The following is a 22,107-nucleotide window of genomic DNA, read 5'->3' on the forward strand; positions in this document are numbered from 1 at the left end:
CGGTTTCAGCTCAAACCCAAATCGCATCCCACAGCGGATAATCGCCAAGCTTCTTCACCAGCCCTGCACGCAAAGGGTTGGCAACGATGTACCGCGCCACTTTGACCAAATCATCCTCTTGCCGCAGCGCCCGGTCATGAAAGCCTCTCTGCCAAAGCGATTTACTCTCTGCAGTAGCCTGCCTGACCGCTTTGGTACTCAGCGATTTGGTTTTTTGCATCAGCTCACTCAAAGATCCCTGTTGCAACTCTATCAACCAATGAAAATGGTCTGGCATGACCACCCAGGCCAGTGAATTCGCCAGGCCTGAGTTCTGTGCATTGCGAAACTGATCGACGACCAGCCTGCCCAAGGTGAAGTCCCTGAACATCGGTTGTCGCTGATGCGGGTTGGTTGTTAATAGGTAAATGCGGCTGGTTTCGGCATAGCGTCCGACTCGCAATCGATGTGCAGCGGGTAGATCCGGCATTCCTTTGCCCTCCATGATCAGGTCATGAAAGGCTAGTTCTGTGTATTCAGGTCAGAGGTACAGAGTGTTGGCAGGATGTGTCTGGTAAATCGCTATCGCGAGCAGGCTCACTCCTACAGAGGATTTGTGGTGTTCACACATTTTGTGTCCACCCACGATCACTGTAGGAGTGAGCCTGCTCGCGATAGCGGTTAATCAGTCAACGCAGATTCAAGCCACCACCCCCGCATCCGCCCGCAGGTCCAGCGCCTCGACCGCCTTGATCGCCACCTGCTCGTCCACATCCGACAGATCGCCGCTGATGCCGATCGCACCCAGCACGTTCCCCGCCTGATCGCGGATCAGCACGCCGCCCGGCGCGGGTACCACGCTGCCCTGGCCCATGCTGTTGAGCGCGGCGATGAACGCCGGGCGCTGCTGGGCGTCGAGCGCCAGCAGGCGCGACCCCTTGCCCAGGGCGATGGCGCCCCAGGCCTTGCCGATGGCGATGTCCGGGCGCAGCAGGCTTGCGCCGTCCTCACGCTGCAGGGTGACCAGATGGCCGCCGGCGTCGAGCACCGCGACCGTCAGCGGCGCGGCGGAGATCGCCCGCCCTGCGCCGATGGCTTCGTTGACCAGGTTGACTGCGGTTTTCAAGGTTAAAGCGCTCATGGTGCCGTCCTCATTTTGTTATTGGGAAAGCCGTTGGGCTGCGCGCTTGTGCCGCAGTCCGATGCAACAAATAGAACACAATGAATAATTTATTTGTATACAATAATTCTCAAAAATCGCCACATGCGACGAAAAGCCACAGCAGAATCGGCTTCCGACGAATGAAACGGGTGCTTGAGAAAATGGATTGACCTGTATCGCTCGCCGTGAATACACTCTGTGCAAAGCCACTTGTATACAATTACAAAACGTAAAGAGGCACAAAACCATGAGCAAAATGAGAGCAATCGAAGCCGCCGTTCTGGTGATGCGCCGCGAAGGGGTCGATACCGCTTTTGGCATTCCGGGCGCGGCGATCAACCCGCTGTATTCCGCCCTGCAAAAAGTCGGCGGCATCGATCACGTCCTCGCCCGCCACGTCGAGGGCGCCTCGCACATGGCCGAGGGCTACACCCGCACCAAGGCCGGCAACATCGGCGTGTGCATCGGCACCTCCGGCCCCGCCGGCACCGACATGGTCACCGGCCTCTACAGCGCCTCCGCCGACTCGATCCCGATCCTCTGCATCACCGGGCAAGCGCCACGCGCCCGCCTGCACAAGGAAGATTTCCAGGCCGTCGACATCACCAGCATCGTCAAGCCGGTGACCAAGTGGGCGACCACGGTCCTGGAGCCGGGCCAGGTGCCTTACGCGTTCCAGAAGGCCTTCTACGAAATGCGCTCCGGCCGTCCGGGCCCGGTGCTGATCGACCTGCCGTTCGACGTGCAGATGGCCGAAATCGAATTCGACATCGACGCCTACCAGCCGCTGCCGCTGCTCAAGCCGAGCGCCACCCGCGTGCAGGCCGAGAAGGCCCTGGCCCTGCTCGACCAGGCCGAGCGTCCGTTGCTGGTGGCCGGCGGCGGCATCATCAACGCCGACGCCAGCGAACTGCTGGTGGAATTCGCCGAGCTGACCGGCATTCCGGTGATCCCGACCCTGATGGGCTGGGGCACCATCCCGGACGACCACCCGCTGATGGTGGGCATGGTCGGCCTGCAGACCTCGCACCGCTACGGCAACGCGACGATGCTCAAGTCCGACGCCGTGCTGGGCATCGGCAACCGCTGGGCCAACCGCCACACCGGTTCGGTGGACGTCTATACCGAAGGCCGCAAGTTCATCCACGTGGACATCGAACCGACCCAGATCGGCCGCGTGTTCACCCCGGACCAGGGCATCGTCTCCGACGCCGCCAGCGCGCTGACCGTGTTCATCGAAGTCGCCCGCGAGTGGCAAGCCGCGGGCAAGCTGAAGAACCGCAGCGCCTGGCTGCAAGATTGCCAGCAGCGCAAGGCCAGCCTGCAGCGCAAGACCCACTTCGACAACGTGCCGGTCAAGCCGCAGCGCGTGTACGAAGAAATGAACCAGGTGTTCGGCAAAGACACCTGCTACGTCAGCACCATCGGCCTGTCGCAGATCGCCGGCGCGCAGTTCCTGCACGTCTACAAGCCGCGTCACTGGATCAACTGCGGCCAGGCCGGCCCGTTGGGCTGGACCATCCCGGCGGCGCTGGGCGTGGTGAAGGCCGATCCGAACCGCAAAGTCGTGGCCCTGTCGGGGGACTATGACTTCCAGTTCATGATCGAGGAGCTGGCGGTCGGCGCTCAGTTCAAACTGCCTTACATCCACGTCGTGGTGAACAACTCGTACCTGGGGCTGATCCGTCAGGCCCAGCGTGGGTTCGATATGGACTATTGCGTGCAGCTGTCCTTCGATAACCTGAACGCGCCGGAGCTCAACGGTTACGGCGTCGACCACGTCGCGGTCGCCGAAGGCCTCGGCTGCAAGGCCCTGCGCGTGTTCGAACCGGCCGGCATCGCCCCGGCCCTGCGCCAGGCCGAACAGTTGATCGAAGAGTTCAAGGTGCCGGTGATCGTCGAGATCATCCTGGAGCGTGTGACCAACATCTCCATGGGCACCGAGATCAACGCCGTCAACGAATTCGAAGACCTGGCGCTGGTCGGCAACGATGCACCGACGGCGATCTCGCTGCTCGATTAACGGCTGACCGCTTTCCCGGTAGGAGCGAGCCTGCTCGCGATGAGGCCGGCACATCCGACATGGATGTTGTCCGGGCCATCGCTGTCGCCAGCAGGCTGGCTCCCACAGGGGACCTGCACATACTTAAGGGAGACCACCATGCCGCGTTTCGCAGCCAACCTGTCCATGCTGTTCACCGAACAGGATTTCCTCGCCCGTTTCGACGCCGCCGCCAAGGCCGGCTTCAGCGGCGTCGAATACCTGTTCCCCTATGATTTCAGCTCGGCCGAGATCAAGGCCAAGCTCGACGCCAACGGTCTGACCCAAGTGCTGTTCAACCTGCCGGCCGGCGACTGGGCCAAGGGCGAGCGCGGCATCGCGTGCCTGCCGGACCGGGTCGAAGAGTTCCGCGCCGGGGTCGACCTGGCCATCGCCTACGCCCAGGTGCTGGGCAACACCCAGGTCAACTGCCTGGCCGGCATCCGCCCGCAGAGCGTGGACGACGCCACCGTGGAAAAGACCTTCGTCGCCAACCTCAAGTACGCGGCCGACAAGCTGCAGGCGGCGGGCATCAAGCTGGTGATGGAGGCGATCAACACCCGCGACATCCCCGGCTTCTACCTGAACAACACCGCGCAGGCCCTGTCGGTCCGCGAGCAGGTCGGCAGCGCGAACCTGTTCCTGCAGTACGACATCTACCACATGCAGATCATGGAAGGTGACCTGGCCCGCACCCTGCAATCGCACCTGGACGAGATCAACCATGTTCAGCTGGCGGACAACCCCGGCCGTCACGAGCCAGGCACCGGCGAGATCAACTACCGCTTCCTGTTCGAACACCTGGACCGCATCGGCTACCAGGGCTGGGTCGGTTGCGAGTACAAGCCGCTGACCACCACGGAAGCGGGCCTGGGCTGGCTCAAGACCCACAACGCGATCTGAGCGAACCCCACAAAACCCTGTGGGAGCGGGCTTGCCCGCGATGGCGGCAGCACACACGACAAACAGGTTGCCTGATCCACCGCCATCGCTGGCAAGCCAGCTCCCACACTGAATCGGCTGCGTCCCTAAGGCTGCCTTGCAGCATCAGAACAACAAGAGGATTTTCTCATGGCTAAAATCGGATTCATCGGCACCGGCATCATGGGCCACCCAATGGCGGCGAACCTGCAGAAAGCCGGTCACAGCCTGTTCCTGTCGGCGCACCACGACGCCGCCCCCGCCGACCTGGTGGCCGCCGGCGCCGTCGCCCTGGCCAACCCGAAGGAAGTGGCCCAGGAAGCCGAATTCATCATCGTCATGGTGCCGGACACCCCGCAGGTCGAAGACGTTCTCTTCCGCGCCGACGGCGTCGCGGCCGGCATCGGCAAAGGCAAGGTGGTCATCGACATGAGCTCGATCTCGCCGACCGCCACCAAGGCCTTCGCCGCCAAGGTCAACGAGAAAGGCGCGCAGTACCTCGACGCACCGGTGTCCGGCGGTGAGGTCGGCGCCAAGGCCGCGACCCTGAGCATCATGGTCGGCGGCGAGACCGATGCGTTCGAGCGCGCGCTGCCGCTGTTCCAGGCCATGGGCAAGAACATCACCTTGGTCGGCGGCAACGGCGACGGCCAGACCGCCAAGGTCGCCAACCAGATCATCGTGGCCCTGAACATCCAGGCCGTGGCCGAAGCCTTGCTGTTCGCCTCCAAGAACGGCGCCGACCCGGCCAAGGTGCGCGAAGCGCTGATGGGCGGCTTCGCCTCCTCCAAGATCCTCGAAGTCCACGGCGAGCGCATGATCAAGGGCACCTTCGACCCGGGCTTCCGCATCAGCCTGCACCAGAAGGACCTGAACCTGGCCCTGCAAGGCGCCAAGGAGCTGTCGATCAACCTGCCGAACACCGCCAACGCCCAGCAAGTGTTCAGCACCTGCGCGGCCATCGGCGGCAGCAACTGGGATCATTCGGCGCTGATCAAGGGCCTGGAGCACATGGCCAACTTCTCGATCCGCGACAAGCAGTGATCCCTGCCTGAACCGGTGGGAGCCAGCCTGCTGGCGATGGAGTCGGCGCGGTGTGTCTGACCGACCGCTGCGCCTGAATCGCCGGCAAGCCCGCTCCCACAGGGATGCGCGTCGCTCTGTCCAATAACAAGAATTCCGGGAGCCCGTCATGTCGGTCGATCCGCAACAACTGCTGCGCGAGCTGTTTGCCACAGCCATCGACGCGGCCCATCCGCAACACGTCCTCGAAGCGCACCTGCCCGCCGACCGCACCGGCCGCGTGATCGTCATCGGCGCCGGCAAGGCTGCGGCCGCCATGGCCCAGGTGGTCGAGCGCTGCTGGCAGGGCGAGGTCTCGGGCCTGGTGGTGACCCGCTACGGCCACGGCGCCCCGTGCGAAAAAATCGAGGTGGTCGAAGCCGCGCACCCGGTGCCGGACGCCGCCGGCCTGGCCGTGGCCCAGCGCGTGCTGGCCCTGGTCAGCGACCTGACCGAGGCCGACCGGGTGATCTTCCTGCTGTCCGGCGGCGGCTCCGCGCTGCTCGCCCTGCCCGCCGAAGGCATTACCCTGGCCGACAAGCAGTCGATCAACAAGGCCTTGCTCAAGTCCGGCGCCACCATCGGCGAGATGAACTGCGTGCGCAAGCACCTCTCGGCGATCAAGGGCGGCCGCCTCGGCAAGGCTTGCTGGCCGGCCACCGTCTACACCTATGCGATTTCCGACGTGCCCGGCGACCTCGCCACCGTGATCGCCTCCGGCCCCACCGTGGCCGACCCGAGCACGTCCGCCGAAGCCCTGGCCATCCTCAAGCGCTACGGCATCGAAGTGCCGGCCTCGGTGCGCACCTGGCTGCAGAGCCCCGAGTCGGAAACGGTCAAACCCGGCGACCCGAGCCTGGCCCGCAGCCATTTCCGACTGATCGCCCGCCCGCAGCAGTCGCTGGAAGCGGCGGCGGTGAAATGCCGGCAGGCCGGCTTCAGCCCGCTGATCCTCGGCGACCTGGAAGGCGAATCCCGCGAGGTGGCGAAAGTCCACGCCGGCATCGCCCGCCAGATCATCCAGCACGGCCAGCCGCTGGCGGCGCCTTGCGTGATCCTCTCCGGCGGCGAGACCACCGTCACCGTGCGCGGCAACGGCCGCGGCGGGCGCAACGCCGAGTTCCTGCTGAGCCTGACCGACAGCCTCAAGGGCCAGCCCGGCGTCTACGCGCTGGCCGGCGACACCGACGGCATCGACGGTTCGGAAGACAACGCCGGCGCCCTCATGACCCCGGACAGCTACACCCGCGCCGCGGCCCTGGGCCTGAGCGCCAGCGACGAGCTGGACGACAACAATGGCTACGGCTACTTCGAGGCGCTCGATGCGCTGATCGTCACCGAACCGACCCGCACCAACGTCAACGACTTCCGCGCCATCCTGATCCTCGAGAGCCCTAAACATGACGCCTGACAAAAAAGTCAAAATCCTCGCCACCCTGGGCCCTGCCGTCGACGGCATCGACGACATCCGCGAATTGGTGGAGGCCGGCGTCAACATCTTCCGCCTCAACTTCAGCCACGGCGACCACGCCGACCACGCCAAGCGCTACCAGTGGATCCGCGAGGTCGAGCGCCAGCTCAACTACCCGCTGGGCATCCTGATGGATCTGCAAGGCCCGAAGCTGCGGGTCGGCAAGTTCGCCGAGGGCAAGGTGCAGCTGCACCGCGGCCAGGCGTTCCGGTTGGACCTGGACGCCACCCCGGGCGACCAGCGCCGGGTCAACCTGCCCCATCCGGAAATCATCGCCGCGCTGGAAGCGGGCATGGATCTGCTGCTCGATGACGGCAAGCTGCGCCTGCGCGTGGTGACCAAGTACTCCGACGCCATCGACACCACCGTGCTCAACGGCGGCGAGCTGTCGGACCGCAAAGGGGTGAACGTGCCGCAGGCAGTGCTCGACCTCAGCCCGCTGACGGCCAAGGACCGCCGCGACCTGAGCTTCGGCCTGGAACTGGGCGTGGACTGGGTGGCGCTGTCGTTCGTGCAGCGCCCCGAAGACATCCGCGAAGCCCGGGCGCTGATCGGCGACAAGGCGTTCCTGATGGCGAAGATCGAAAAACCCTCGGCGGTGCAGCAACTGCGGGAAATCGCCGAGCTGAGCGACGCGATCATGGTGGCCCGCGGCGACCTGGGCGTGGAGGTGCCGGCCGAGAGCGTGCCGCAGATCCAGAAGAACATCATCGGCACCTGCCGCCAGCTCGGCAAACCGGTGGTGGTGGCCACGCAGATGCTCGAATCGATGCGTTTCTCGCCGGCGCCGACCCGCGCCGAAGTCACCGACGTGGCCAACGCCGTGGCCGAAGGCGCCGATGCGGTGATGCTGTCGGCGGAGACCGCCTCCGGCGAATACCCGCTCGAAGCCGTGCAGATGATGAGCAAGATCATCCGCCAGGTGGAGAACGGCCCGGACTACCAGACCCAGCTCGACGTCAGCCGGCCGAAGGCCGAGGCCACCGTGTCCGACGCGATCAGTTGCGCCATCCGCCGCATCAGCAACGTGCTGCCGGTGGCGGTGCTGGTCAACTACAGCGAATCCGGCGCTTCCAGCCTGCGTGCGGCACGGGAACGGCCGAAGGCGCCGATCCTCAACCTGACGCCGAACCTGCAGACCGCCCGGCGCCTGAGCGTCGCGTGGGGCATCCATTCGGTGGTCAACGACCGGCTGCGCCAGGTCGACGAGGTCTGCTCCACCGCCCTGGAGATCGCCCAGGCTCAAGGCATGGCCGAACGGGGCGATACGCTGCTGATCACCGCCGGTGTGCCGTTTGGCCAACCGGGATCGACTAACTCGTTGCGGATCGAGACGTTGATCTAGCGACTGCACCGGCCTCTTCGCGGGCAGGCCCGCTCCCACATCGGTGTTGTGTCGCCCACAGAACCGACAATGAACAGAGATTCAGTGTGGGAGCCAGCCTGCCGGCGACAAGGACGACCCGGTTTCACTGACTTTCAGAACTGCCATGCCTGCCAACCATTTCAACACCCACTGCCCCGACTGGGCCGAGGCCTTGCTCAACGGCTTCAGCCAGATCTTCCTCCAGCGCCATCCGCTCTGCGGGTTGCTGTGCCTCCTGGCGATCCTGCTGACCGCGCCGGTGCTGTTCGCCGGCGCCCTACTCGGCGCCGTCGCCGGCCTACTCACCGCCCAGCGCCGCAACTACGCCAAGGCGGATCGCCAGGCCGGCCTGTTCAGCTACAACGGCGTGCTGATCGGGCTGCTGCTGAGCCTGTACTTTCCCTGGTCGCCGATGTTGCCGCCGCTGATCCTGGCGGCCGGCGGACTGAGCGCGATGATCACCCAGCAGTGGCTCAAGCGCGTGAGCCTCAAGCAATGCCTGCCCGCCTATACCGCACCGTTCGTGATGCTGGGCTGGATCGCCTTGACCTTCGCCGAACCTGCGACGCCTGCGCCCGCACCCGAAACGAACGCCGTCAACCTGATCGGCGCGGCGCTCAACGGCTTCGGCCAGGTGATGTTCCTCGACCATCCGCTGGCCGGCGCCTTGATCGCCGCCGGCCTGTTGCTCGCCGACCGCCGTGCGTTCGGTTGGGCCCTGCTGGCGTCGGCCATCGGCCTGGGCGCCAGCCTGCTGCAGCACGACAGCCAGACCGCCCTGCTCGGCCTGGGCGGCTACAACGCCGTGCTGGCCGCCCTCGCCTTCAGCGCCCAGCGCCGGCAACCGTGGCTGCCGCTGTCGGGCATCGGCCTGGCCTTGCTGACGCCGCCGCTGTTCGGCGCGCTGGGGCTGGCGCCGCTCACGGCGCCGTTCATCCTCGCCTGCTGGCTGCTGCGCACCGGCACCCGCCTGACCGGTGCGACCGAAGCGAACGCCGCGCCTTGCGCTCACGGGGAGAATCAACCTAGGCTGCGCTGATCTTTTCCCCGAGCGCATTGAATGAACAGCAACGCCACGTGGCGCGACCGCCTCTACGTGATCATTTTCCAGACCGACACGGTGGCCGGCCGCCGTTTCGACAAGACCCTGCTCCTGATCATCCTCGCCAGCCTGGTGGTGGTGATCCTGGACAGCATCGACGACGTCCACCAGAACTACGCCAGCTTGCTTGCGTACATCGAGTGGGGCTTCACGGTCATCTTCCTGGGCGAGTACCTGCTGCGCCTGTACTGCTCGCCCAGGCCCTTGCGCTACGCCTTCAGCTTCTACGGGCTGGTGGACCTGCTGGCGATCGTGCCCGGCATCCTCGCGCTGTACTACGCCGATGCGCAGTACCTGCTGATCATCCGGGTGATCCGGATGCTGCGCATTTTCCGCGTGCTCAAGCTGGGCAACTACCTGAGTCAGGCGCATTACCTGCTCGACGCCCTGCGCGGCAGCAAGCAGAAGATCCTGGTGTTCCTGCTCACGGTCTGCACCCTGGTCACCGTGTTCGGCACCCTGATGTATGTGGTCGAAGGCCCCGAGCGCGGCTTCACCAGCATTCCCAAGAGCATCTATTGGGCTATCGTGACCCTGACCACCGTGGGTTACGGCGACATCGTGCCCAAGACCCCGTTGGGCCAGGTGATCTCGTCGATGGTGATGATCACCGGTTACTCGATCATCGCCGTGCCCACCGGGATCTTCACGGCGGAACTGGCCACCGCCATGCGCGGCGGGCAAAAGCGTCACGCCTGCCCGGTCTGCGCCAAGGACAACCATGAACAGGAAGCGTCGTTCTGTTCCCGCTGCGGCAATGCGTTGTACAAGAAAATGGAATAAGCAAAGAGCTTTTTAATCTTTAAGCGACTATGCGCAGGCCGCTATAGTCGCTGGCAAATGGCCCGCCCCCGGCCGGAACACACCCCAGAACAAGGAATGCGCAGTGAAAAAACTCTTTGGCGCCTCACTTCTCGCCGCCGCCCTCGCCTTCACTGGCGCCGCCCAGGCCGCACCGACCCTGCTGAACGTTTCCTACGACGTGATGCGCGATTTCTACAAGGACTACAACACCGCGTTCCAGAAGCACTGGCAGGCCGAGCACAACGAAAACATCACCGTGCAGATGTCGTTCGGCGGTTCGAGCAAACAGGCGCGCTCGGTCATCGACGGCCTGCCGGCCGACGTCATCACCATGAACATGGCCACCGACATCAACGCCCTGGCGGACAACGGCAAACTGGTGCCGAACGACTGGGTCGCGCGCCTGCCGAACAACAGCGCGCCGTTCACCTCCGCCACGGTGTTCATCGTGCGCAAGGGCAACCCGAAGGCCTTGAAAGACTGGCCGGACCTGCTCAAGGACGGCGTGCAGGTGATCGTGCCCAACCCGAAGACCTCGGGCAACGGTCGCTACACCTACCTGTCGGCCTGGGGTTATGTGCTCAAGAACGGCGGCGACGAGAACAAGGCCAAGGACTTCGTCGGCAAGCTGTTCAAGCAGGCCCCCGTGCTGGACACCGGCGGCCGCGCCGCCACCACCACGTTCATGACCAACCAGATCGGCGACGTGCTGGTGACCTTCGAGAACGAGGCGGAAATGATCGCCCGCGAGTTCGGCCGCGACCAGTTCGAGGTCATCTACCCGAGCGTCTCCGCCGAAGCCGAGCCGCCGGTGTCGGTGGTCGACAAGGTGGTCGAGAAGAAAGGCTCCCGCGCCGCCGCCGAGGCTTACCTCAAGTACCTGTGGTCGCCGGAAGGCCAAGAGATCGCCGCCGCCAACTACCTGCGTCCGCGTGATCCGGCGGTGCTGGCCAAGTACACCGACCGCTTCCCGAAAGTCGACTTCCTGTCGGTGGAGAAGACCTTCGGCGACTGGCGCACCGTGCAGAAGACCCACTTCAACGACGGCGGGATCTTCGATCAGATCTACACCAACAAATAAGCCCCCGACGGCAATGAAAAAGGCGACCAAACGGTCGCCTTTTTCATTGGAGATCACATCGGCGGGGTCACGCCGTCCTTGCCCGCCGAGATCGACTGCGCCGTCAGCGTGCCGTCGGCGCTCTGGGTCACGAACGTGACGATCTTCACCCCGACCTTGAGCAGGCTGCGGTCGCCCGGCAGCAGGTTGACGATGGGCACGTCCTCCGGCACCAGGATCTTCTGCTGGCCGCCCTTGTAGTTGACGGTCAGCACCCGGCCGTTGCTCACCACCAGGTCGCCGACGCTGCCGTTGGTCATGCTGCTGCCCTTGGCCAGGTCGAACGGCCGGTGGCCGTCGCCGCTGCCGGCCAACTCCGGCGGAAACACATGCACCTCCAGCGCCTTGAGCGTGCCGTCTTCCTGGGGAATGGCCGCCGAGCCGATGTAGCTGCCGGGCTTGATGTCCTCGATGTTGGCCAGGGTCACGGCGCGGATCCGGGTGTCCTTGGTCAACTGGATCACCACGTTCTCGCCGCTGTTGACGTGCACCCTCAGCGTGTCGGGGCTGACGGCGGCGATCTCGCCGCGCACACCCATGCGCATGCCCGGCGCCTCGCCGGCCTGCGCGCCGCCGGCACCGAACAGGCCGATCAAGGCCAGGGTTGCGCCGCAGCGAATCCACTGTCGAAACATCGCGATCCTCCCTTCATGAACTCGAAAACCCACCGTCAACATAAGCATGCTATCGAACAAGATGTAAGTGAATGTATCATCAGCCCTCAACGGTCGGACGCAAGGTTCGCCGATGGACGACATCCCCAGGGACGCCACCTATTCCGCAACGGAATAACTGATATCGATCCAGGCCCGCTACCGCCGGCCCGCCGCGTCCCTTAGCCTCACCGCATTCCCATTTGCCGGACCTGAGAACCCCATGACCGCCACAACTCACGCAATGACCCGAGGCATGGTGCTGCTGTTCGCTTTCTGCTGCGGCGCCATCGTTGCCAACATCTACTACGCCCAGCCGATCATCGGCCTGATCGCACCGGACATCGGCCTGACCGACACCCTGGCCAGCTTCATCGTCTCGCTGACCCAGATCGGTTACGCGCTGGGCCTGTTCTTCCTGGTGCCGCTGGGCGACCTGTTGGAGAACCGCCGCTTGATGATCGCCACCACCGTGGTGGCCATCGCCAGTCTGCTCGGCGCGGCGTTCACCGAGCAGCCCAACGTGTTTTTGCTGGTTTCGCTGCTGGTGGGCTTCAGCTCGGTGTCGGTGCAGATCCTCATCCCGCTGGCCGCGCACCTGACGCCGGAGGAATCCCGTGGCCGGGTCGTCGGCGGAATCATGGGCGGCCTGCTGCTGGGCATCCTGCTGGCGCGTCCCGTGTCGAGCGTGGTGGCCGACCACTTCGGCTGGCGCGCGATGTTCATGATCGCCGCGGCGCTGATGGCGGCGATCAGCGTCGTCCTCGCCCTCACCGTGCCCAAGCGCCAGCCGGATCACAGCGCCTCCTACGGCCAGTTGATCGGCTCGCTGTGGACGCTGCTGCGCCAGCAACCGGTGCTGCGCCAGCGTGCGTTCTACCAAGGCTGCATGTTCGCCGCCTTCAGCCTGTTCTGGACCGCCGTGCCGCTGGAGCTTGCGCGCAATCATGGCCTGTCCCAGAGCCAGATCGCGATCTTCGCCCTGGTCGGGGCCATCGGCGCCGTCGCCGCCCCCATCAGCGGCCGCCTGGCCGACGCCGGCCACACCCGCATCGCCTCGCTGCTGGCCATGCTGTTCGCCGCCTTGAGCTTCCTGCCGGCCTTCATCCACCCGGCCTACAGCGTGATCGGCCTGGCGGTCACCGGCGTGGTGCTCGACTTCTGCGTGCAGATGAACATGGTGCTCGGCCAGCGCGCGGTGTACACCCTGGACGCCAAAAGCCGCGGCCGCCTCAACGCGCTGTACATGACCAGCATCTTCATCGGCGGCGCCTTCGGCTCGTCGGTGGCCAGCACGGTGTACGAGCATGGCGGCTGGCTGTGGATCGTGATCGTGGGCAGCGCGTTTCCGCTGCTGGCGCTGGTGCGGTTCCTGAGTGTGGCGAAGAGGCCGGCGTTGGCGACGACGTAAGCGCCAGGCGCTTCGCGAGGAAGCCGTATCGCGGCTCCCACCCAGAATTTGCGCAACGAACGAATCCTGGGCGAGAGCCAGCCTGCTGACGATGGCTAGAGTCAGGGCACAGCCGGGCAGTCAATAGCGAACCAGCTTCTCCATGGCCGCATCCGCCAGAAACGAAGAACGGCTCTTGATGTTGTGCTCGCGCACATACCGGTCGATTCGCTGGATCACATAACCGGGCAGCGTCACGTTGACCTTTTCGGTCTTGCCCATGTAAGGCGAAACATCCAGTTCCAGCATGCCCCAGCCCATTCCCGCGAACTCCGGGTTGCTGCGGTGGGCGGCCGCCGAGGTCGGCATGGGAACAGACTCTCCGCCCGTCGCCATTTCCTGCAGCATGAGATGCGCAACCTCAACAGCCGCCTTGTAGGCATCCTCGAACGTGTCCCCGGCCGTGACCGCACCCGGGATATCCGGGATCTGAATGCCGATGGCCGTGTTTTCGTCGCCCCATTCGATGCAGATCGGGTATTGCATTACGGATCTCCTGTTTGACCGGCTGACGGGTTCAACAGCCCCGCACGCCGCCTGATGCTCTTGACCGTCCCAAGCGGCAAATCCTTCTTCGGATGCGGGACGGGAATCGAGTACGGACTGTAGCGATGAGTAAAAATGTGATGACTGCCGGTGACACGATCCAGTACCCACCCTGCGTCCTCCAGCTCCTTGATCAATAGCCTGCTCTGCACCTACCGCCTCCTTGGCTCGGCCCATAAAAAATAACTCCAGAGTTATGTTTACTCAAGCACAGGATTGGCCGCCACGACGCTCGGTTGTTTTGCAACATGTGATCAAGCGGCCACGCCGGATTACACTCGGCACCTTCTGCCGACCTATCAATACCGATCCTGCAGGGAAAATCGGATGGACCGTCTCGCCGCCATGGAAACCTTCGTCTGCGTCGTGGAAACCGGGTCGTTTTCCGCGGCGGCCAGGCGCCTGGACATCGGCCAGCCCGCCGTGTCGAAAACCATCGCCCAGCTTGAGGCGCGGCTTGCCGTGCGCCTGCTGCTGCGCTCGACCCGGGGCCTGACGCCCACCGAGGCCGGATTGGCGTATTTCGAGCGGGCCAAGCGCACCCTGGAAGAGGCCGACGAAGCCGACAACGCCGCCCGGGGCAGCGCCAGCGGCCTGAGCGGCAACCTGCGGGTCAGCGCCGCCGTGACGTTCGGCCGGATGAACGTGGTGCCGCGCCTGGGGTTGTTTCTCGACCAGCACCCGCAGTTGAGCGTCGACCTGATGCTGGACGACCGCAACATCAACCTCATGGAAGAAGGCATCGACGTCGCCCTGCGCATGGGCAACCTCGTCGACTCCGGCCTGACGGCACGCAGGATCGCCTCCTGCCGCCGGGTCGTGCTGGGAACCCCGACCTACTTTGCCCGACACGGCATCCCCACTTGCCCCGCCGATCTGTCGCAGCACCAGGCCACCGTGTACAACCGCAGCGGCGGCGCGACCTGGACGTTTTCAAAGGGCAGCGAAGAGCAGACTGCCACCCTGAGCGGACGCCTGCGGGTCAGCGCCGCCGAAGGCTTGCGCGCGGCCGTCCTCGCCGGTCAGGGCTTGAGCGTCGCCTCCTGGTGGATGTTCGAGCCGGAACTGGCCAGCGGCGCGGTGGTGGAGGTCCTGCAGGACTGGACGCTGCCGCCCCAGGATCTCTGGGCGGTCTTCCCGACAGGCCGAATGGCCAGCGCCAAGGCGCGGGCATTCGTTGACCATGTGCAGAAAACGCTGACGGCGGAGGGCTGAAACCTTCACGTTTCGTTTATTGCGATTTTCGATTAATTCGAATAACGTTCCGGCATCCATCTCCCAGAATGCTGGAACAGTACTATGTCCATGATCGTTCATCCCTCCATCAATCTCCCCGCCGAACGCGAAGTCCGGGCTGCCATGGAGGGCCAGCGTGCCCTGTCGGCTTACCTGGCCACCCGGCACGAAACCCAGCACATCCAGATCTTCGATGAGCGCAACGAAGCGCACCGGGTCGAACTGCCCACCTCGGCATTGCGCTTGCTGGCCGACATTCTCGCGGCACTGGCCGAAGGCAACGCCGTGAAGGTCGTGCCCGTGCACGCCGAACTGACCACGCAGGAAGCCGCCGATCTGCTCAACGTCTCACGCCCGCACCTCATAAAGCTGCTGGAAAGCGGTGAGTTGTCCTACCACAAAACCGGCAAGCACCGACGTGTGCGCTTTGCCGATCTGATGGACTATAAGGCCCGGCGCGAAACCGCCAGCGAGCAGGCAATGGCGCTTCTCGCGGAGCAGGCACAGGCGTTAAGGACAGGATACGAGTGAGGCACTCCTCTTTCACCGCTGTATACGATGCATGTGTTTTGTACCCGGCCCCCTTGAGGGACTTCCTGATGTGGCTCGCCCTCTCCGGGCTTTTTCGGGCGAAATGGACCAAGGAGATTCACCGCGAATGGAAACGCAACCTGCTGAAGAACCGCACCGACCTGAGCATGGAACAACTGGATCGCACATCGGAACTGATGGATCGTGCGTTCCCGATGCCTGTGTCGACGGCTACGAGGATCTCGTCACCGGACTGTCGCTGCCCGACCGGGATGACCGTCATGTGCTGGCGGCCGCCATACGCTGCGGCGCCGGCGTGATCGTGACGTTCAACCTCAAGGACTTTCCTGAAACGCACCTCGCCGGCTTCGGCATCGAGGCGCAACACCCGGATGAATTCGTCGAGAACCTGTTCCATCTGGATTCGTCAGCCGTCGTCAGAGCCGCCCAACGTCAGCGCCAGCAACTGAAGACACCGCCGATGGAGGTCGAACCGTTTCTGAGTCTGCTGCAACGGCAAGGCCTGGCCCGATCGGTAGGGGCACTCAACGGGTTTCGGGCGTTGCTCTGAAAGCGCGCGCATAACCGCCAGACAGCAAAACGGCGATCCAAGGATCGCCGTTTTTCGTTCATTGCCCGTACTGTTTGCCCAGCCCCGCCGGCACGCCGTGGATGTTGGTCTCTTCCCACGGGCCGTTGGGGCTGATCGAGCGGCTCCAGCCGTTGTTCCAGCGGTAGTAGGTACGCTGGCGGTAGAAGGTGTCGGGCTGGTCGTCGAGGACATACACGCCCAGCTTCTGATCCCAGTGGCTGTTGCCGCCCGGCGGCGGGGCGAAGCTGGCGGAGGTGCGCGGCACCGGTTTCGAAGGCTTCGCGGGAAGGCCCGGCTTGGCCGGTGTCGCCGGCGTCGACGGTTTCGGGCCCGGTTGCGACGGCGGGATCGGCGGCAGCCGGGTCGGTTCAGGTTGCTGCACCGCACAGGCGCTGAGCCCTATGGCCAACGTGATGATGGTGATTCGGGCGAGGGCGTTCATGGCGGTGCGTTCCTGAGGTTGTCCGGCCTATTTGTCCGGGCTGTCGATGGTCAGTGTCTGCGGCGCGGTGGTGCTGCTCGCCAATGGCTGGCTGCGGCCGACCCACTCTCCCGCCGTCGGTTGACCGGCACGGGAAACGCGCGCAACCAGTTGGACTTCAGGGAAGTTCGACAGTTTCAACTGCGGCATCATCGCGTCGGCATCGCCCAGCTCGACGGTCACCGGCAGGTCCGCGACGGTCAGGCGCTTGGCCGCCAACGGCGCCGGAGGGCCCGAAGTGGCGCGGGCGAAGATGAACACGCTGTCGCCCGGCTGCACCTTGCCCTTGAGCTCGCTGGCCAGGGCCACGCTGACCTTGAGCCGCGCAGCCGCCTTCGGCGCCGGTGCCTGGGCGACCTTGCCGCCGCTGGCCACCAGTTTCTCGGTGGCGCGGTCGATGCCGCCCTGCAGGGCTTCGCGGGACTTGTCTTGGGGCGGCAGTTGCGCCAGCAGACGGTTCCAGTAATCGATGGCTTCCTGGTAGCGCTCGCCTTCGAAGGCAGCGATGCCCAGCAGGCCGAGGCTGGTGACTTCCTTCGGATCGGCCTTCAGCGCCTCGTCGGTCAGGGCCTTGACCTTGTCCGACCATTTCTTGCCGTCGGCGAAATACTGCGCCTGGGCCCATTGGCCCAGTAGCTCCGGCTGACGCCCGGCCAGGTTGACGGTGCGCTCGAACATCTTCGCCGCGTCCGCCGGCCGGTCCTGGGCCATGTAGGTGCGGCCGAGGAAGTACAGGCCTTCGGCCGAGTCCGGTTGCGCCGCCACCGTGCGCTCAAGGCGCCGGGTCATCTCTTCCATCGACTGCGGCGCCTGGGCGAACTCCCGGGTCAGCTCGACCTTGTCGCTGGCGCCGAAATGCAGGTACAGCCCCAGGCCCAGCACCGGCACCAGTACGGCCGCCAGTAGCGGCAACGGCTTGCCCAGACGGGAAACCCGCGCCGGCGCCACGCCTTCGGTGTCGGCCAGCAGCTCACGGGCCGCCTCGGCGCGGCCGCTGTCCATCTGCGCGGCGTCGAGCACGCCTTCGGCCTGCTGCGCCTGCAGCTCGGCCACGCGTTCCTGGTACAGCGCGACGTTCAGGGCGGTGCGGTCTTCCTCGCGCTGGGCACGGCGGCCGCGCAGCACGGGAATCAGCAGAAAACTCAGGGCGACCAGAAGCAACAGCCCTGCGGCGAGCCAGAAATCAATCATTCTTGGTTTTTATCCAACAGTTGGTCGAGGCGCTGGCGCTCTTCGGCGGACAGCGAGGACGGCGTCTCGGCGCGTTGCCCGCGACGGCGGCGCACGATCACGGCGATCACCGCCAGGCCGCCGAGCAGCAGCCCGGCAGGGCCGAACCACAGCAACGCGGTCTTGGCGTTGAGCGCCGGCTTGTAGCGGACGAAATCACCGTAGCGGTCGACCATGAAGTCGATGATCTGCTGATTGTCCTTGCCCTCGCCAAGCATGCGGAAGATCTCCTTGCGCAGGTCGGCGGCGATCGGCGCGTTGGAGTCGGCGATGTCCTGGTTCTGGCACTTGGGGCAACGCAGTTCCTTGGTCAGTTCGCGAAAGCGCTCGCGATCCGCGTCCTTGGCGAACTGGTAGGTGTCGATGGCCGCATGGGCCACGCCGGCCAGGCTCAGGCCCAGGACAGCGGCGGCGATCCAGCGCTTCATGGCGTGGCCTCGTCGACCAGCGCCTGGTACTTGGCCGCCAGTTTTTCCCGCCAGACCTGCTCGTCGATCACCCCCACGAACTTGTCGCGGATGATCCCCTTGGCGTCGATGAAGAAGGTTTCGGGGGCACCGTACACACCGAGGTTCAGGCCCAGGGAGCCTTCGTCGTCGCGGATGTCGAGGCGGTACGGATTGTGGAACTCGGCCAGCCATTTCAGGGCGTCGGCGTTGGTGTCCTTGTAGTTGATGCCGTAGATCACCACGCCGCGCTCAGCCAGTTTGTTCAGCACCGGGTGCTCGACCCGGCAGGAAATGCACCACGTGCCCCAGACGTTCACCAGGGCCGGCTTGCCGAGGATGTCGGCGCGGGTCAGGGTCTTGTCGCCCTGCACCGCCGGCAGGGAGAACTCCGGAAACGGCTTGCCGATCATCGCCGACGGCAGTTCCGCAGGATCCAGGTACAGGCCGCGGTAAAGGAAAACGGCCACCAGCAGGAACACCGCCAGGGGCACCAGCATCAACCAACGTCTCATGCAGCGGCTCCTTCCATGCCCAGCGCTTCACGCACCCGGCTTTTGACTTTGACCCGGTAGCGCCGGTCCAGCGCCGCGAGCACGCCGCCCAGACCGGTCAGCAACCCGCCGAACCAGATCCAGCGCACGAACGGCTTGACGTGCACCCGCACCGCCCAGGCGCCGTCGCCCAGCGGCTCGCCCAGGGCGACATAGAGGTCACGGGTGAAACCGGCGTCGATCCCGGCTTCGGTCATCATCGAACTCTGCACGGTGTACAGACGTTTCTCAGGATGCAGCACGCTGACTTCCTTGCCGTCGCGCAGGACGCGGACAGTGCCCTTGTCGGACGTGAAGTTCGGCCCCTCGAAGTGCTTGGCGCCTTCGAAGACGAACCGGTAACCGGCCAGCTCCATCGACTCGCCCGGTTCCAGGCGCAGGTCGCGCTCGGCGCTGTTCTGGCTCGACAGCACCACGCCCAGGGCGCAGACGGCGATGCCCACGTGCGCCAGGTGCATGCCCCAATAGCTGCGGGTCAGGCTCGGCAAGCCCTTGATCAGGCCCTTATGGCGGGTCTTGTCGACAATGTCGCGCACGCTGGCCAGCAACACCCAGGCGGCCAGCAGGAACGTGGCCAGCACCGCCCAATTGAAATCGCCGTAGGCCACGCCGGCCACCACCGCCAGGCCGACGCTGCCCAGCAGCACCGGGGCCAGCATGCCCGCCAGCCATTTCACCGGCGTGTCCTTCCAGCGCACGATCACCCCGACCGCCATCACCACCATCAGCAACGCCATCAGCGGGATGAACAGCGCGTTGAAGTACGGCGGCCCGACCGACAGCTTGGCGCCGCTCAACGCATCGAGCACCAACGGATACAGGGTGCCGAGCAGAATCATCGAGGCCGCCACGACCAGGATCAGGTTGTTGCCCAGCAGCAGGGTTTCGCGCGACCACAGGTTGAAGCCGACCTGGCTCTTGACCACTGGCGCGCGCAGCGCGAACAGCGTCAGCGAGCCGCCGACCACGAACAGCAGGAACATCAGGATGAACACGCCGCGCTCCGGATCCGAAGCGAACGCGTGCACCGAGGTCAGCACGCCGGAACGCACGAGGAAGGTGCCGAGCAGGCTCAAGGAGAATGCGGCGATGGCCAGCAGCACCGTCCAGCTCTTGAACACGCCGCGCTTTTCGGTGACGGCCAGCGAGTGGATCAGGGCCGTGCCCACCAGCCACGGCATGAACGAGGCGTTTTCCACCGGATCCCAGAACCACCAGCCGCCCCAGCCGAGCTCGTAGTAGGCCCACCACGAGCCGAGGGTGATGCCGATGCCCAGGAACGCCCAGGCGACGATGGTCCACGGCCGCGACCAGCGCGCCCACGCCGCATCGAGCCGGCCGCCGAGCAGCGCGGCGATGGCGAAGGCGAAGGCCACCGAGAAGCCGACATAGCCCATGTAGAGCATCGGCGGGTGAACGATCAGGCCGATGTCCTGCAGCAGCGGGTTGAGGTCGCGGCCGTCGGCCGGCACCTGCGGCAGGATCCGCGAGAACGGGTTGGAGGTGATGATCAGGAACAGCAGGAAGCCTGTGCTGATCATGCCCATCACCGCCAGCACGCGGGCCAGCATGACCTGCGGCAACTGCCGGGAGAACACCGACACCGCGAAGGTCCAGCCGCCGAGGATCAGCGCCCACAACAGCAGCGAGCCTTCGTGGGCGCCCCACACGGCGCTGAACTTGTAGTACCACGGCAAGGCGCTGTTGGAGTTCATCGCGACGTAGGCCACGGAGAAGTCGTCGGTCATGAACGCGTAGGTCAGGCAGCCGAAGGCGAACACCAGGAAGGCGAACTGCCCCCACGCCGCCGGCTGGGCCAGGCCCATCCACAGGCGGTCGCCGCGCCAGGCGCCGAGCAGCGGCACCACCGCCTGCACCAGCGCCAGGCACAGCGCGAGGATCATGGCCAGGTGGCCGAGTTCGGGTATGAAGATCGCGGACGTCATGGTTCAGCCCTCCTTCGCCGGTGCCGGCACCGACTGGCCGCTGTCTTTCAGGGCCTTGGTCACTTCCGGCGGCATGTACTTCTCGTCGTGCTTGGCCAGCACCTCATCGGCCACCACCACGCCGTCGGCGTTGAGCTTGCCGAGGGCGACGATGCCCTGCCCTTCGCGGAACAGGTCCGGCAGGATGCCGCGGTAGGTGATGGTCACGGACTTGTTGAAGTCGGTGACGACGAAGCGGACGTCCAGGGAATCCGGGGAACGTTGCAGCGAGCCCTGCTCGACCATGCCGCCGGCGCGGATGCGTGTGTCGTGCGGCGCTTCGCCGTTGGCGATCTGGGTCGGGGTGTAGAAAAGGTTGATGTTCTGCTGCAGGGCGCTCAGGGCCAGGCCGACGGCGGCGCCGACCCCGACCAGGATCGCCAGGATGATGATCAGACGTTTCTTGCGCAGCGGATTCACTTGCCGTTCTCCCGGCGCAGACGACGCGCCTCCTGTTGCAGATACCGCTTGCGGGCCAGGATCGGCGCCGCGACGTTGAGGGCCAGCACCGCCAGGCAGATGCCGTAGGCCGACCAGACATACAGGCCGTGATGGCCCATGGCGAGGAAATCGCCGAATGACGCGAAACTCATCGGGCGGCCTCCAGGCTGTGCTGCACTTCTTCTTTGACCCAACTGGCGCGGGCCTCGCGCTTGAGCACCTCAAGGCGCATGCGCATGAGCAGCACCGCGCCGAAGAAGCAATAGAAGCCCAGTGCCGTCAGCAGCAGCGGCAGCCACATCTCGACCGGCATCGCCGGCTTTTCGGTGAGGGTGAAGGTCGCGCCCTGGTGCAGGGTGTTCCACCACTCCACCGAGTACTTGATGATCGGGATGTTGATCACGCCGACGATGGCCAGCACCGCGCAGGCCTTGGCGGCGCTGTCGCGGTTGCTGATGGCGTTGCCCAGGGCGATGACGCCGAAATAGAGGAACAACAGGATCAGCATGGAGGTCAGGCGCGCGTCCCAGACCCACCACGAACCCCAGGTCGGCTTGCCCCAGATCGCTCCGGTGACCAGCGCCACGGCGGTCATCCAGGCGCCGACGGGCGCGGCGCATTGCAGCGCGACATCGGCCAGCTTCATCTTCCAGACCAGCCCCACCACCCCGCACACCGCCAGCATCACGTAGATCGACTGAGCGAGCATCGCGGTGGGCACGTGGATGTAGATGATGCGAAAGCTGTTGCCTTGCTGATAGTCCGGCGGCGCGAAAGCCAGCCCCCAGACGACGCCGACGGCGATCAGCAGCACCGCCGAAATGCCGAGCCACGGCAGCATTCTGCTGCTGATGCCGTAAAACCACTTGGGCGAGCCGAGCTTGTGAAACCAGGTCCAGTTCATACTGTTTCCATCACGGGTGCCCTTCGCTGT

At 65.1% G+C, this 22,107-nt stretch carries 24 protein-coding genes and 1 pseudogene; 12 read left to right on the forward strand and 13 right to left on the reverse strand.

Translation table 11 applies throughout. The features are described 5' to 3' along the window. Positions 1–10: 10 nt before the first annotated feature. Together CAG29_RS12675 and CAG29_RS12680 are read right to left on the reverse strand one after the other, a co-directional pair. Entirely contained in the window at positions 11–469 is a 459-nt protein-coding gene (locus CAG29_RS12675) for a transposase (RefSeq protein ID WP_085694601.1), read from the reverse strand. A 210-nt stretch (positions 470–679) separates the two neighbouring features. Continuing rightward, positions 680–1,120, reverse strand: a complete 441-nt coding sequence (locus CAG29_RS12680) for a heme-binding protein (protein ID WP_085577758.1) — start codon at positions 1,118–1,120, stop codon at positions 680–682. A 268-nt stretch (positions 1,121–1,388) separates the two neighbouring features. Here CAG29_RS12680 and gcl point away from each other — a divergent pair, with 268 nt between their 5' ends. The 8 genes from gcl to CAG29_RS12720 all read left to right on the forward strand — a co-directional run bounded on the left by gcl (position 1,389) and on the right by CAG29_RS12720 (position 10,989). Beyond that, positions 1,389–3,164, forward strand: a complete 1,776-nt coding sequence (gene gcl / locus CAG29_RS12685; protein WP_085656698.1) for a glyoxylate carboligase — start codon at positions 1,389–1,391, stop codon at positions 3,162–3,164. Between the two features lie 138 nt (positions 3,165–3,302). Continuing rightward, positions 3,303–4,085 carry a hydroxypyruvate isomerase gene (gene hyi / locus CAG29_RS12690; protein WP_085577760.1) on the forward strand — a complete coding sequence of 261 codons (783 nt, stop codon included), beginning with the start codon at positions 3,303–3,305 and terminating at the stop codon, positions 4,083–4,085. Positions 4,086–4,253: 168 nt separating this feature from the next. After that, positions 4,254–5,147, forward strand: a complete 894-nt coding sequence (locus CAG29_RS12695; RefSeq protein ID WP_085640250.1) for a 2-hydroxy-3-oxopropionate reductase — start codon at positions 4,254–4,256, stop codon at positions 5,145–5,147. Between the two features lie 148 nt (positions 5,148–5,295). After that, entirely contained in the window at positions 5,296–6,576 is a 1,281-nt protein-coding gene (locus tag CAG29_RS12700) for a glycerate kinase (protein ID WP_085694603.1), read from the forward strand. Beyond that, positions 6,566–7,981 (forward strand): pyruvate kinase, encoded by a 1,416-nt coding sequence (pyk, locus tag CAG29_RS12705; protein WP_085577763.1) that lies wholly within the window; start codon positions 6,566–6,568, stop codon positions 7,979–7,981. The genes CAG29_RS12700 and pyk overlap by 11 nt, the downstream gene beginning before the upstream one ends. 145 nt (positions 7,982–8,126) lie before the next feature. After that, complete coding sequence (locus CAG29_RS12710; protein WP_085631170.1) at positions 8,127–9,041, forward strand: urea transporter; 915 nt, start codon at positions 8,127–8,129, stop codon at positions 9,039–9,041. Between the two features lie 21 nt (positions 9,042–9,062). Further along, positions 9,063–9,887 (forward strand): ion transporter, encoded by an 825-nt coding sequence (locus CAG29_RS12715; protein WP_085631168.1) that lies wholly within the window; start codon positions 9,063–9,065, stop codon positions 9,885–9,887. 103 nt (positions 9,888–9,990) lie between these two features. Beyond that, a complete protein-coding gene (locus CAG29_RS12720; RefSeq protein WP_085577766.1) occupies positions 9,991–10,989 on the forward strand; it encodes a sulfate ABC transporter substrate-binding protein in 999 nt (332 codons plus the stop codon). Positions 10,990–11,042: 53 nt separating this feature from the next. Here CAG29_RS12720 and CAG29_RS12725 read toward each other — a convergent pair whose 3' ends face one another. Then, the gene (locus tag CAG29_RS12725; RefSeq protein WP_085694605.1) at positions 11,043–11,663 is read right to left on the reverse strand and encodes a DUF5666 domain-containing protein; all 621 of its coding nucleotides are present in this window, start codon (positions 11,661–11,663) and stop codon (positions 11,043–11,045) included. 241 nt (positions 11,664–11,904) lie between these two features. Here CAG29_RS12725 and CAG29_RS12730 point away from each other — a divergent pair, with 241 nt between their 5' ends. Next, positions 11,905–13,092, forward strand: a complete 1,188-nt coding sequence (locus CAG29_RS12730; RefSeq protein WP_085694606.1) for an MFS transporter — start codon at positions 11,905–11,907, stop codon at positions 13,090–13,092. 120 nt (positions 13,093–13,212) lie between these two features. Here the strand turns inward: CAG29_RS12730 and CAG29_RS12735 are convergent, their stop codons facing one another. Next, positions 13,213–13,617, reverse strand: coding sequence for a type II toxin-antitoxin system HicB family antitoxin (locus CAG29_RS12735; RefSeq protein WP_085577769.1), 405 nt, complete (start codon positions 13,615–13,617; stop codon positions 13,213–13,215). Further along, positions 13,617–13,829 carry a type II toxin-antitoxin system HicA family toxin gene (locus CAG29_RS12740; protein WP_085577770.1) on the reverse strand — a complete coding sequence of 71 codons (213 nt, stop codon included), beginning with the start codon at positions 13,827–13,829 and terminating at the stop codon, positions 13,617–13,619. Before CAG29_RS12740 ends, CAG29_RS12735 begins: the two co-directional genes overlap by 1 nt. A gap of 175 nt (positions 13,830–14,004) precedes the next feature. Here CAG29_RS12740 and CAG29_RS12745 point away from each other — a divergent pair, with 175 nt between their 5' ends. The 3 genes and pseudogenes from CAG29_RS12745 (at position 14,005) to CAG29_RS12755 (ending at position 16,015) form a co-directional block, all read left to right on the forward strand. Beyond that, entirely contained in the window at positions 14,005–14,892 is an 888-nt protein-coding gene (locus tag CAG29_RS12745; RefSeq protein WP_085694608.1) for a LysR family transcriptional regulator, read from the forward strand. 84 nt (positions 14,893–14,976) lie between these two features. Next, entirely contained in the window at positions 14,977–15,444 is a 468-nt protein-coding gene (locus CAG29_RS12750) for a helix-turn-helix domain-containing protein (RefSeq protein WP_085631162.1), read from the forward strand. After that, a pseudogene (locus tag CAG29_RS12755) lies at positions 15,441–16,015 on the forward strand (PIN domain-containing protein). Before CAG29_RS12750 ends, CAG29_RS12755 begins: the two are co-directional and overlap by 4 nt. Positions 16,016–16,073: 58 nt before the next feature. Here the strand turns inward: CAG29_RS12755 and CAG29_RS12760 are convergent. From CAG29_RS12760 to CAG29_RS12795, 8 genes are read right to left on the reverse strand one after another with little or no spacing between them, the layout of a single operon-like run. Then, positions 16,074–16,478, reverse strand: a complete 405-nt coding sequence (locus CAG29_RS12760; RefSeq protein ID WP_085577774.1) for a hypothetical protein — start codon at positions 16,476–16,478, stop codon at positions 16,074–16,076. A gap of 27 nt (positions 16,479–16,505) precedes the next feature. Next, the gene (gene ccmI / locus CAG29_RS12765; RefSeq protein WP_085577775.1) at positions 16,506–17,708 is read right to left on the reverse strand and encodes a c-type cytochrome biogenesis protein CcmI; all 1,203 of its coding nucleotides are present in this window, start codon (positions 17,706–17,708) and stop codon (positions 16,506–16,508) included. Then, on the reverse strand, positions 17,705–18,175 hold the full coding sequence (locus tag CAG29_RS12770; protein ID WP_085577776.1) for a cytochrome c-type biogenesis protein: 471 nt from the start codon (positions 18,173–18,175) through the stop codon (positions 17,705–17,707). Before CAG29_RS12770 ends, ccmI begins: the two co-directional genes overlap by 4 nt. Further along, on the reverse strand, positions 18,172–18,708 hold the full coding sequence (locus CAG29_RS12775; RefSeq protein ID WP_085577777.1) for a DsbE family thiol:disulfide interchange protein: 537 nt from the start codon (positions 18,706–18,708) through the stop codon (positions 18,172–18,174). Before CAG29_RS12775 ends, CAG29_RS12770 begins: the two co-directional genes overlap by 4 nt. Continuing rightward, positions 18,705–20,693 carry a heme lyase CcmF/NrfE family subunit gene (locus tag CAG29_RS12780; RefSeq protein WP_085640266.1) on the reverse strand — a complete coding sequence of 663 codons (1,989 nt, stop codon included), beginning with the start codon at positions 20,691–20,693 and terminating at the stop codon, positions 18,705–18,707. The genes CAG29_RS12775 and CAG29_RS12780 overlap by 4 nt, the downstream gene beginning before the upstream one ends. Before the next feature lie 3 nt (positions 20,694–20,696). Continuing rightward, positions 20,697–21,152, reverse strand: a complete 456-nt coding sequence (ccmE, locus tag CAG29_RS12785; RefSeq protein ID WP_085577779.1) for a cytochrome c maturation protein CcmE — start codon at positions 21,150–21,152, stop codon at positions 20,697–20,699. Further along, entirely contained in the window at positions 21,149–21,325 is a 177-nt protein-coding gene (gene ccmD, locus CAG29_RS12790) for a heme exporter protein CcmD (protein WP_008055370.1), read from the reverse strand. The genes ccmE and ccmD overlap by 4 nt, the downstream gene beginning before the upstream one ends. After that, positions 21,322–22,077 carry a heme ABC transporter permease gene (locus tag CAG29_RS12795; protein WP_085577780.1) on the reverse strand — a complete coding sequence of 252 codons (756 nt, stop codon included), beginning with the start codon at positions 22,075–22,077 and terminating at the stop codon, positions 21,322–21,324. The genes ccmD and CAG29_RS12795 overlap by 4 nt, the downstream gene beginning before the upstream one ends. Positions 22,078–22,107: the final 30 nt, after the last annotated feature.

Origin of the sequence: Pseudomonas sp. B7(2017), from assembly GCF_002112745.1 — a bacterium.
GTDB classification, from domain to species: Bacteria; Pseudomonadota; Gammaproteobacteria; order Pseudomonadales; family Pseudomonadaceae; genus Aquipseudomonas; species Aquipseudomonas ekonensis.

Excerpts from the sequence above, each read along its gene's own strand:
- CAG29_RS12675 (WP_085694601.1), bottom strand. The coding sequence starts at position 469 with ATGCCGGATCTACCCGCTGCACATCGATTGCGAGTCGGACGCTATGCC.
- CAG29_RS12680 (WP_085577758.1), bottom strand. The coding sequence starts at position 1,120 with ATGAGCGCTTTAACCTTGAAAACCGCAGTCAACCTGGTCAACGAAGCC.
- gcl (WP_085656698.1), top strand. The coding sequence starts at position 1,389 with ATGAGCAAAATGAGAGCAATCGAAGCCGCCGTTCTGGTGATGCGCCGC.
- hyi (WP_085577760.1), top strand. The coding sequence starts at position 3,303 with ATGCCGCGTTTCGCAGCCAACCTGTCCATGCTGTTCACCGAACAGGAT.
- CAG29_RS12695 (WP_085640250.1), top strand. The coding sequence starts at position 4,254 with ATGGCTAAAATCGGATTCATCGGCACCGGCATCATGGGCCACCCAATG.
- CAG29_RS12700 (WP_085694603.1), top strand. The coding sequence starts at position 5,296 with ATGTCGGTCGATCCGCAACAACTGCTGCGCGAGCTGTTTGCCACAGCC.
- pyk (WP_085577763.1), top strand. The coding sequence starts at position 6,566 with ATGACGCCTGACAAAAAAGTCAAAATCCTCGCCACCCTGGGCCCTGCC.
- CAG29_RS12710 (WP_085631170.1), top strand. The coding sequence starts at position 8,127 with ATGCCTGCCAACCATTTCAACACCCACTGCCCCGACTGGGCCGAGGCC.
- CAG29_RS12715 (WP_085631168.1), top strand. The coding sequence starts at position 9,063 with ATGAACAGCAACGCCACGTGGCGCGACCGCCTCTACGTGATCATTTTC.
- CAG29_RS12725 (WP_085694605.1), bottom strand. The coding sequence starts at position 11,663 with ATGTTTCGACAGTGGATTCGCTGCGGCGCAACCCTGGCCTTGATCGGC.
- CAG29_RS12730 (WP_085694606.1), top strand. The coding sequence starts at position 11,905 with ATGACCGCCACAACTCACGCAATGACCCGAGGCATGGTGCTGCTGTTC.
- CAG29_RS12735 (WP_085577769.1), bottom strand. The coding sequence starts at position 13,617 with ATGCAATACCCGATCTGCATCGAATGGGGCGACGAAAACACGGCCATC.
- CAG29_RS12745 (WP_085694608.1), top strand. The coding sequence starts at position 14,005 with ATGGACCGTCTCGCCGCCATGGAAACCTTCGTCTGCGTCGTGGAAACC.
- CAG29_RS12750 (WP_085631162.1), top strand. The coding sequence starts at position 14,977 with ATGTCCATGATCGTTCATCCCTCCATCAATCTCCCCGCCGAACGCGAA.
- CAG29_RS12760 (WP_085577774.1), bottom strand. The coding sequence starts at position 16,478 with ATGAACGCCCTCGCCCGAATCACCATCATCACGTTGGCCATAGGGCTC.
- ccmI (WP_085577775.1), bottom strand. The coding sequence starts at position 17,708 with ATGATTGATTTCTGGCTCGCCGCAGGGCTGTTGCTTCTGGTCGCCCTG.
- CAG29_RS12770 (WP_085577776.1), bottom strand. The coding sequence starts at position 18,175 with ATGAAGCGCTGGATCGCCGCCGCTGTCCTGGGCCTGAGCCTGGCCGGC.
- CAG29_RS12775 (WP_085577777.1), bottom strand. The coding sequence starts at position 18,708 with ATGAGACGTTGGTTGATGCTGGTGCCCCTGGCGGTGTTCCTGCTGGTG.
- CAG29_RS12780 (WP_085640266.1), bottom strand. The coding sequence starts at position 20,693 with ATGACGTCCGCGATCTTCATACCCGAACTCGGCCACCTGGCCATGATC.
- ccmD (WP_008055370.1), bottom strand. The coding sequence starts at position 21,325 with ATGAGTTTCGCGTCATTCGGCGATTTCCTCGCCATGGGCCATCACGGC.
- CAG29_RS12795 (WP_085577780.1), bottom strand. The coding sequence starts at position 22,077 with ATGAACTGGACCTGGTTTCACAAGCTCGGCTCGCCCAAGTGGTTTTAC.